At 60.2% G+C, this 9,148-nt stretch carries 8 protein-coding genes; 1 reads left to right on the top strand and 7 read right to left on the bottom strand.

The genetic code is table 11. The features are described 5' to 3' along the window. Positions 1-62: 62 nt before the first annotated feature. The 7 genes from ACQRBV_RS23340 to ACQRBV_RS23310 form a co-directional block, all read right to left on the bottom strand. Positions 63-1,544, bottom strand: a complete 1,482-nt coding sequence (locus ACQRBV_RS23340) for a mannitol dehydrogenase family protein (protein ID WP_411983913.1) — start codon at positions 1,542-1,544, stop codon at positions 63-65. A 16-nt stretch (positions 1,545-1,560) separates the two neighbouring features. Further along, entirely contained in the window at positions 1,561-2,664 is a 1,104-nt protein-coding gene (locus ACQRBV_RS23335) for an ABC transporter ATP-binding protein (RefSeq protein WP_060757055.1), read from the bottom strand. Positions 2,665-2,701: 37 nt separating this feature from the next. Continuing rightward, positions 2,702-3,532, bottom strand: coding sequence for a carbohydrate ABC transporter permease (locus tag ACQRBV_RS23330; protein ID WP_060757054.1), 831 nt, complete (start codon positions 3,530-3,532; stop codon positions 2,702-2,704). Positions 3,533-3,542: 10 nt separating this feature from the next. Next, positions 3,543-4,433, bottom strand: coding sequence for a carbohydrate ABC transporter permease (locus ACQRBV_RS23325; RefSeq protein WP_060757053.1), 891 nt, complete (start codon positions 4,431-4,433; stop codon positions 3,543-3,545). 90 nt (positions 4,434-4,523) lie between these two features. Further along, positions 4,524-5,834 carry an ABC transporter substrate-binding protein gene (locus ACQRBV_RS23320; protein WP_411983914.1) on the bottom strand — a complete coding sequence of 437 codons (1,311 nt, stop codon included), beginning with the start codon at positions 5,832-5,834 and terminating at the stop codon, positions 4,524-4,526. Between the two features lie 177 nt (positions 5,835-6,011). After that, positions 6,012-6,917, bottom strand: a complete 906-nt coding sequence (locus ACQRBV_RS23315) for an AraC family transcriptional regulator (protein WP_060757051.1) — start codon at positions 6,915-6,917, stop codon at positions 6,012-6,014. Between the two features lie 72 nt (positions 6,918-6,989). Further along, a complete protein-coding gene (locus ACQRBV_RS23310; RefSeq protein ID WP_411983915.1) occupies positions 6,990-8,279 on the bottom strand; it encodes a glycosyltransferase in 1,290 nt (429 codons plus the stop codon). Between the two features lie 156 nt (positions 8,280-8,435). Here ACQRBV_RS23310 and tpx point away from each other — a divergent pair, with 156 nt between their 5' ends. Beyond that, positions 8,436-8,936, top strand: coding sequence for a thiol peroxidase (gene tpx / locus ACQRBV_RS23305; RefSeq protein WP_090371392.1), 501 nt, complete (start codon positions 8,436-8,438; stop codon positions 8,934-8,936). Positions 8,937-9,148 lie beyond the last annotated feature (212 nt).

Genomic DNA, 9,148 nt, shown 5'->3' with positions numbered 1-9,148 from the left:
GCACCAGTCAATACAGACTTAACTGACCCACCGCTATCGGGAGCAAGCCCCCTCCCACAGTTTCAAGCCGGTTTCTTCAGCAGGTGCTCCAGGGTTCGGGTGACGCCGTGATCGCGCAAGCTGGAAAAGCACCGCTCAAACGCTGCCACAAACTCAGGCGAATTGGGAATAGCCGTGCCGAAAATCTCTTCAACCGCGAGCAGGCGCCGGCTGATCGAGGCGTCATCGCTTACCAGCCCCTGGCAGAATTCGGCACGCGGGTCGGGGATCTTGTAGCTCACGCCATTCTCATCCACACCCTTCAAATACAGCGCCCAGGCGGCGACTACCAGTGCTGCGCGTTCAGTCTCCCGGCCGTCGGCAATCAGGCGATTGATCGTCGGTACGGTGAACTTGGGAAACTTCGACGAGCCGTCGGAACACACGCGCTCCAGCTGGTCGGCGATCGCCCGGTTGGAAAAGCGCTCCACCAGGCTCTGTTTATAGTCGCTCAGGTTGATGCCCGGCACCGGTGCCAGGTTCGGCGTGACGTCCAGGTCCATGTAGGCACGCATATAGGCCACAAACAGCGGGTCGTTCATGGTCTCGTGCACAAATCGGTAGCCCTTGAGAAAACCCAGGTAGGTCAGCGCCAGGTGGCTGCCATTGAGCAGGCCGATCTTCATTTCTTCATACGGTGTGACGTCGTCGGTGAACTGCACGCCGACCTTCTCCCACGCCGGGCGGCCGTTGACGAAGCGGTCTTCGAGTACCCACTGCACAAAGGGTTCGCACACCGCTGGCCAGGCGTCATCGATGCCATGCTCATCATGCAGTTGCAGGCGATGGGCGGTGCTGGTCATCGGGGTGATGCGGTCGACCATGGCGTTGGGAAAACTCACGTTGGCCTTGATCCAGTCGTGCAGCTCGGCGTCGTGCAAGGCGGCAAACGCCAGCAGTGCTTTGCGGGTGACGGCGCCGTTGTGCGGCAGGTTATCGCAGGACATCACGGTAAATGCCGGAATGCCCGCCGCACGGCGTTGGGTCAACGCCGCGCAGATGAACCCGAACACCGTTTTAGGTGCGTTCGGGTGGGCCAGGTCGTGCTGGATCTGCGGCAGATGGGCCATGAAATCGCCAGTGCTGTCGTCGATGCAGTAGCCGCCTTCGGTGATGGTCAGCGAAACAATGCGAATCTCGGGGCTGGCCAGTTTGTCGATCAGCGCCCGGGCACCGTCTTCGGCCAGCAGCATGTCGCTGATCGAGCCGATCACGCGCACTTCGGTGTCGTCGGTATCCCCCAGTTCATACAGGGTGAACAGGTAGTCCTGGCCGGCCAGGTCGTCGCGGGCCTTGCGATCCTCGCTGCGCAGGCCGACGCCGCAGATGCTCCAGTCCAGGCCCTCGCCGGTATTCATCAGGGCATCGGTGTAATACGCCTGATGCGCACGGTGGAAACCGCCGACGCCAATATGGGCGATGCCGTGGGTGGTGTCGGCAATCGCATACGCCGGCAGTTTCACCTGCGGCGCCAGTTGAGTGAGGTGCTGTTTATTCAGTTTCATCACAAGTCTCGCGAAATCAGGCGGCGGCGCGCAGTGGGCGGGCCACGGCGACACCCTCGGTATCGAACAGATGGCAGTGCGCCGGGTCCAGGTGCAGGTGCAGCGTTTCGCCGTACTGGCTGGCCATGTCGCCGCGAATGCGCAGGGTCAAGGGCTCGCCGCTGGCGGTCACGACATGGCAGAAGGTGTCACTGCCCAGGCGTTCGCCGACGTCGGCGGTGACGGTCAGCGTGGTCTGGCCGGGTGCGGCGATTTCCAGGTGCTCCGGGCGAATCCCCAGGGTCACGGCACTGCCTACGCTCAAGCTGGCGCTGCTCAAGGGCAGGTTGATCAGGGTGCCGGCGTCCAGCTGCACGGCGCAGCCTTGGCTGTCGACGCGGGTGACCTGGCCTTTGAGGAAGCCCATTTTCGGCGTGCCGAGAAACCCTGCCACAAACAGGTTGGCCGGCCGGTGATACAGCTCCAGCGGCGAGCCGACTTGCTCGATGCGGCCGCTGTTGAGCACCACCACCTTATCGGCCAGGGTCATGGCTTCGACCTGGTCATGGGTCACGTAGATCATGGTCGCTTGCAGTTCCTTGTGCAGGCGTGCCAGTTCCAGGCGCATCTGCACGCGCAGCGCGGCGTCGAGGTTGGACAGCGGCTCGTCGAACAGGAAGATCTTCGGGTTGCGCACAATCGCGCGTCCAATCGCCACGCGTTGGCGTTGGCCGCCGGACAGTTGCTTGGGCTTGCGCTCCAGCAACGGGCCCAGTTCGAGAATGCGCGCCGCTTCGCTGACTTTGCTTTCAACCAGTTTTTTGTCGACACCGGCCAGGTCCAGGGCAAACGACATGTTCTTGCGCACACTCATGTGCGGGTACAGCGCATAGGTCTGGAACACCATCGCCAGGTCGCGCTTGGCCGGGGTCACTTCGGTGATGTCGCGGCCATCCAGTTCGATGGTGCCTTCGGTCACTTCCTCCAGGCCGGCGATCAGGCGCAGCAGGGTCGATTTACCGCAGCCCGATGGGCCGACGAACACCACGAATTCCTTGTCATTCACTTCCAGGTCGACGCCCTTGATGATCGAGAAGCCTTCGAAGCCTTTTTGCAGATTGTTGATTTTCAGGTTGGCCATGATGGGCCTCCATCTTCAAATTATTATCAGGAAACCGTTACTTCACGGCGCCGAAGGACAAACCGCGCACCAGCTGTTTCTGGCTGATCCAGCCAAAGATCAGGATCGGCGCACAGGCCAGCGTCGACACGGCCGACAGCTTGGCCCAGAACAAGCCTTCGGGGCTGGAGTACGAGGCGATCAGCGCGGTCAGCGGGGCGGCGCTGGACGAGGTCAGGTTCAGCGACCAGAACGCCTCGTTCCAGCACAGGATCAGCGACAGCAACACGGTGGAGGCCAGGCCGCCCTTGGCGATCGGCAGCAGCACGCGGACCATTTCCTGCCACAGGGTGGCGCCATCCAGGCGGGCGGCTTCGAGGATGTCCTTGGGGATGTCCTTGAAGTAGGTGTAAACCATCCAGACCACGATCGGCAGGTTGATCAGGGTGTAGATGATGATCAGCGCAATCCGCGTATCCAACAGGCCAAAGCTCTTGGCCAGCAGGTAGATCGGCATCAATACCCCCACCGGCGGCAGCATCTTGGTGGACAGCATCCACAGCAGCGTGCCTTTGGTGCGCTGGGTTTCGTAGAACGCCATGGAGTAGGCGGCCGGCACCGAGATCAGCAGGCACAGGGCGGTAGCGCTGAAGGAAATCACCACGGAGTTCCAGGCGTACGCAAAGTAATTGCTGCGCTCGTTGATGTGCAGGTAGTTCTCCAGCGTCGGCGTGAAGATGAACTGCGGCGGCGTGGCAAAGGCATCGATTTCAGTCTTGAAGCTGGTCAACACCATCCAAAAGATCGGGAAGAAAATCAGGATCGCGATGGCCCAGGCCAGCGTGCCGAGCAACACACTTTGCAGGCGGCGGGATTGTTGAAGCGTCATGGCGCGGCCCTCAAGGCTTGTCAGTCAGGTTTTTGCCGATCATCCGCACCAGGATGATCGCCGCGATATTGGCGATGACCACGGCGATCAAGCCGCCGGCCGAGGCCATGCCCACGTCGAACTGCACCAGCGCCTGGTTGTAGATCAGGTAGGCGAGGTTGGTCGAGGCGTAGCCCGGGCCACCGTTGGTGGTGGTGAAGATTTCGGCGAACACCGAGAGCAGGAAGATGGTTTCGATCATCACCACCACGGCAATCGGGCGCGCCAGGTGGGGCAGGGTCAGGTGCCAGAAGATCGCAATGGCGCCGGCACCGTCCAGGCGCGCCGCCTCCTTTTGTTCCTGGTCGAGGGATTGCATGGCGGTCATCAGCAGCAAAATGGCGAAGGGCAGCCATTGCCACGACACGATGATGATGATCGACAGCAACGGGTAGTGCGCCAGCCAGTCCACCGGCTCGGCTCCGAACAGCTTCCACACGGCGGCGAGAATCCCCGAGACCGGGTGGAAAATCAGGTTCTTCCAGATCAGTGCACCGACGGTGGGCATGATGAAGAACGGCGAGATCAGCATCACCCGCACCAGGCCGCGACCGAAGAACTCACTGGCTTCCAGCAGGGCACTGATCAGCACGCCGAACACCACGCTGATCAGCAGTACGCTGCCCACCAGTAGCAGGGTGTTGGTCGCGCCGGGCAGGAAGCCCGAGTCGGTGATGAAGTAGGTGAAGTTTTCCAACCCCACGAATGAGTTTTCGCCGGGGTAGAGCAGGTTGTAGCGGATCAGCGAAAAGTACAGGGTCATGCCCAGCGGTACGATCATCCACAACAGCAGCAAGGCCACCGAAGGGCTGACGAGGAACCAGCCGGGGTTGGCCAGGCGATTTTTGGCGGGTGTATTCATGGTATTCAAGGCCAGTACAGAGCGAGAATCGGAGTGCGGTCAGGGTGGGAGGGGCAAACCCCCTCCCACATTGACGGTGAGATGCCTGGGTTACTTGGGGTAACCGGCCCGCTTCATTTCACGCTCGGTGGTGGTCTGCGCTGCGGTCAAGGCCTGGTCCACCGTCTGCTGGCCCGTCAGCGCACCGGAGAAGAACTTGCCGACCTGGGTACCAATCGCCTGGAACTCAGGAATGGTCACCAACTGGATACCGATATACGGCACCGGCTTGAGCGTCGGTTTGGTCGGGTCGGCGACTTTCAGCGATTCCAGCGTCACCTTGGCGAACGGCGCGGCCTTCATGTATTCGTCGCTGTAGGTCGACTTGCGCGTGCCTGGCGGCACATTGGCGATGCCGTCGGTCTTGGCCACCAGTTGGCTGTATTCCTTGGAGGTGGCCCAACTGGTGAACACCTTGGCGGCGTCCTTGGCTTTGGAACTGGTCGGGATCGCCAGGCTCCACGAGTACAGCCAGGACGTGCCTTTATCGGTTTTCTCGTGGGGGGCGAAGGTGAAGCCGACGTGGTCAGCCACCTTGCTCTGGGTTTTGTCGGTGACGAATGAGCCGGCCACGCTGGCGTCGACCCAGATCGCGCATTTGCCACTGTTGAACAGCGCCAGGTTTTCGTTGAAACCGTTGCTGGACGCACCGGGCGGACCGGATTTCTTCATGTTGTCGACGTAGAAGGTCAGCGCGTCCTTCCACTCAGGCCCGTTGAATTCCGGCTGCCACTTCTCATCGAACCAGCGTGCGCCGTAGCCGTTGGCCAGGGTGGTGATCAGCGCCATGTTCTCGCCCCAACCGGCTTTGCCACGCAGGCACAGGCCGTACTGCTCTTTGGTCTTGTCGGTGAGTTTGGCGGCGAATTCGCCGATCTGGGTCCAGGTGGGGTGTTCGGGCATCGTCAGCCCGGCGTCCTTGAACAGGTCGGTGCGATAATAGGTGATCGAGCTTTCGGCGTAGAAAGGCAACGCGTACAGCGAGCCTTTGACCGACAGGCCGTCACGCACCGAAGGGAATACGTCGTCGAGGTCGTAGGACGCCGGCAGATCCTTCATCGGCTCCAGCCAGCCTTTGGCGCCCCAGAGTGCGGCTTCGTACATGCCGATGGTCAACACGTCGAACTGCCCGCCCTGGGTGGCGATGTCGGTGGTCAGGCGTTGGCGCAATACGTTTTCTTCGAGCACCACCCAGTTCAGCTTGATCTCCGGATGCTCGGTCTCGAAGGTTTTCGAGAGCTTTTGCATGCGGATCATGTCGCTGTTGTTGACGGTGGCGATGGTCAGGGTTTGCGCGCCAAGGCTGACGGCGCTGAGGGTCATGCAGGTAAAGGCAAGCAGAGATTTTGCTGTGAACTTCATCGCGCACTCCATTTCCGCGCCCAGAGGGCTACAGAAGGACAGTTATTGTTGTTGTGTCTTCCCACAGAGAGTCAGGAAGAGTGTGCGTTGATTACAGCCTTGAAATGGGGAGGTGACAAATCCTTGGGAGCACTTCGACTGATACTTTTTTGCACTCGCTGCCGGTGACTGAAAGCTTCAGGCCAGGTTCTGCTCAGTCAACCGCTGCACCGCCAAACGCCGATAGTGGGATGGGGTCATGCCCTTGAGCTGCTGAAAGCGTCGGTTGAAGTTGGAGATGTTGTTGAAGCCGGATTCAAAACACACATCCGTCACCGCTTTATCGCCGTCGGCCAACAGTTCGCAGGATTTGCTGATGCGCAGTCGATTGACGAATTCGATAAATGTGCGCCCGGTGGCCTGTTTGAAGACCCGTGAAAAATAGGTCGGCTTCATTCCCAGGTAGTCCGCCACTTCCTCCAGCGGCAGCTCGCGTGCGTAGTGGGCAAAGATATAGTCCACCGCGCGGTTGGTGCGGTCGATGCTGTGTTCATCCGCCAGTTGTGGGGTGGTGACGCCCGAGAGCAACTGGTAGTCCTCGCAGGCGCTGAGCACCTCCAGCAGGATAAAGAAGTGCCCCAGGCGCGCCATGCCTTGGGCGTCTTCGATACGTTGCATCAAGGTCATGGCTTGGGCGATGGTCTTTTTGCAGCGAAATTCGATGCCGTACTGTGCCCGCTCCAATAGCGGCGCCAAGGTCTTGAGTTCGGTAAAGATCTGGCTGCCGTTCTCCAGCAACTCATCGGTGAAATTCACCAGCATGTCGCGCTTGGGCACCACCTCGTCTTCCTCCACCTGGCTGATCCAGTTGTGGGGCAGGTTAGGGCCGGTGAGGAACAGGCTTTCCGGGTAGAAATTGCCGATATAGTCCCCGATAAACACCTTGCCGGAGCTGGCGACGATCAGGTGCAGCTCGTATTCCTTGTGGAAGTGCCAGCGCACCAGGGGGCAGGGGAAGCCATGCTGGCGATAGATGATGGACAGGCCGTTGTGGTCGTCCATCAGCTCGTAGGAAGGGTCGGTGATTCGCGTTGCTCGGGTCATGCTGCCGTCGCTTTATTGTGGTTGCTGCGTAGGATAATGCCCCGTTGCATGCAACCTCGCCAGCCTCGGCGTTTAAGGCAGGCGGTTTTTTGCCTCGATCCACTGGGACATGTACTGGGTGCTTTTATGGGCATGGTGACGCAGCATGCTGCCGGTGAAGTTATCCCGGCGATGGGCCGCAAGCCGGCTGCGGCACTCCTCCAGGCACGCCACCAACGCCGGGCCGTGGACGTTCTGATCATAGCGCCGGGCCAGTAGCTGGCGGCCGTTTTCCTGGGCCTGGGTCCAGCGCTCGCGGTCTTGATACAACGCCACGGCCGCCGCAGCCAGGGCGGATGCACTCTGCTCGATCATGCCGGGCCAGGGCTGCTCGTCGCCCATGGCTTCGGCGCCGACCGGCGTGGTGATGTTCGGGGTGCCGCAGAGCATGGCATCCGCCAGTTTGCCTTTGATGCCGGCACCGAAGCGCAAGGGCGCCAGGCAGATACGCGCTGCGGTCATCACTTGCAAGGCATCTTCGGCCCAGTTCATCACATGGAAACCCTGGGCTGGGTTGTGCAGGGCCGTGGCTTTGGGCGGGGTGTAGGCGCCGTAGATATGCAGCTGGGCGCCGGGCAATTGCTGGCGGATCAGCGACCAGAGGCTGTTTTTCATCCAGAGCACCGCATCCCAGTTCGGGGCGTGGCGGAAGTTGCCGATGCTGAGGAAGTGCGCACGGTCTTCAAAGGGCGCAAAGGGCTCGGTAGGGGGTGCCATCATCAGCGGGCACCAATGGAGCAGGGCCGCCGGCACCTTGAACTGCTCGGTGAGCAGGCGGATTTCCAGGTCGGAGATCATCAGGCTGATGTCACAGCGGTAAATCGCGGCGATCTCGCGCTTGGCCAGGTCGGTGTCGGCCATGCCTTGGAATGCCGGTTGCAAATCGGCGCAGAACAGGGCGCTGAAGTCATCACCGTCGGGGTCAGCCTTGAGGTGCTCCTTGAGACGCTGATGGCGCGCGTCGCGCAGGCTTTGCAGGTCTGAGGTTTCCAGTACGCGCAGGGCATCCGGGCAGCATTTTTCCACGCGCCAGCCGAACTGTTCTTCCATCATGAAACGGTCGAACAGCACGATATCCGGGGCCAGTTCGCGGATAAAGTCATCGAAACTGCTGTTATTGAGTTCGATGTTGCGTTCGGCAATGCCCAGTGCCGGCAGGTCGGCCTTATGTTCGCCAATGGTGGCAGGGCTACTGAAGGTAATGTCCCAACCTTGCGTAAGAAAACTCTCCAGGATCTGCATCATGTGCCCGCCTGCGGCAGAAGAACGGGGTTCCGGCCAGACGTAACCAATGACCAGGACTTTGGTGGCGGGCTGATTCATCAACGACGAGTTCCTTGAGGGGCGGGCGAAAGCGCGCAATTAAACCACAACGGCACGACATGACAATTTGTGTACGGCGGTAGGTAGCGACGGGACTTTGTGGTTAACTTCCGCCTCTCGAATTCGTTTCAATAAACCAGCATAAGGATTCTGTTCATGGCTCAAGTCACCCTTCGTGGTAACCCTGTGCAAGTTGAAGGCGAACTGCCGCAAGTCGGCTCCCAGGCCCCAGACTTCACCCTGACTGCCGCTGACCTGTCGGACGCCACCCTGGCGACCTTCGCCGGCAAGCGTAAAGTGCTGAATATCTTCCCAAGCGTCGACACGCCGACCTGCGCGACTTCGGTGCGCAAGTTCAACGCCCAGGCCAATGACCTGAGCAACGCTGTCGTGCTGTGCATCTCCTCGGACCTGCCATTCGCCCAAGCGCGCTTTTGCGGTTCCGAAGGCCTGGAAAACGTGAAGAACCTGTCGGACTTCCGCAGCGCTGCGTTCTCCGAAGACTACGGCGTGAACATCGTTGATGGCCCGCTGCGCAGCCTGACCGCGCGTGCCGTGGTGGTACTGGACGAAAACAACAATGTGCTGCACAGCGAGCTGGTTTCCGAAATCGGCCAGGAACCGAACTACGAAGCAGCCCTGGCTGTTTTGAAGTAACTGTTTCTGCGCGTGACTGTCGTTTTGCAGTAACACGCGTGATGCATGCTTGCGGCCTGGCCTAGTCCAGGCCGTTTTTATTTGCGTCTCAGATGCTTAGCGAAATAGCGGGCCGACTAAGCTCAGAAGTTAAAACTTGTAAGTCCAAGGTAAATAGCCGGTAAAGGCGCTTTTCTTAATGCGCCCCAGTGCTTATCTTTCAGCCTCCCAAA

It is taken from the genome of Pseudomonas sp. R11F (genome assembly GCF_050312575.1).
In the GTDB taxonomy this organism is placed as follows: domain Bacteria; phylum Pseudomonadota; class Gammaproteobacteria; order Pseudomonadales; family Pseudomonadaceae; genus Aquipseudomonas; species Aquipseudomonas palleroniana.
This window is presented reverse-complemented; position numbering and strand designations above follow the sequence as displayed.

Bases quoted from the DNA above. Each gene is read 5' to 3' on its own strand.
- ACQRBV_RS23320 (WP_411983914.1), bottom strand. From the start codon at position 5,834: ATGAAGTTCACAGCAAAATCTCTGCTTGCCTTTACCTGCATGACCCTC.
- ACQRBV_RS23335 (WP_060757055.1), bottom strand. From the start codon at position 2,664: ATGGCCAACCTGAAAATCAACAATCTGCAAAAAGGCTTCGAAGGCTTC.
- ACQRBV_RS23330 (WP_060757054.1), bottom strand. From the start codon at position 3,532: ATGACGCTTCAACAATCCCGCCGCCTGCAAAGTGTGTTGCTCGGCACG.
- ACQRBV_RS23340 (WP_411983913.1), bottom strand. From the start codon at position 1,544: ATGAAACTGAATAAACAGCACCTCACTCAACTGGCGCCGCAGGTGAAA.
- tpx (WP_090371392.1), top strand. From the start codon at position 8,436: ATGGCTCAAGTCACCCTTCGTGGTAACCCTGTGCAAGTTGAAGGCGAA.
- ACQRBV_RS23315 (WP_060757051.1), bottom strand. From the start codon at position 6,917: ATGACCCGAGCAACGCGAATCACCGACCCTTCCTACGAGCTGATGGAC.
- ACQRBV_RS23310 (WP_411983915.1), bottom strand. From the start codon at position 8,279: ATGAATCAGCCCGCCACCAAAGTCCTGGTCATTGGTTACGTCTGGCCG.
- ACQRBV_RS23325 (WP_060757053.1), bottom strand. From the start codon at position 4,433: ATGAATACACCCGCCAAAAATCGCCTGGCCAACCCCGGCTGGTTCCTC.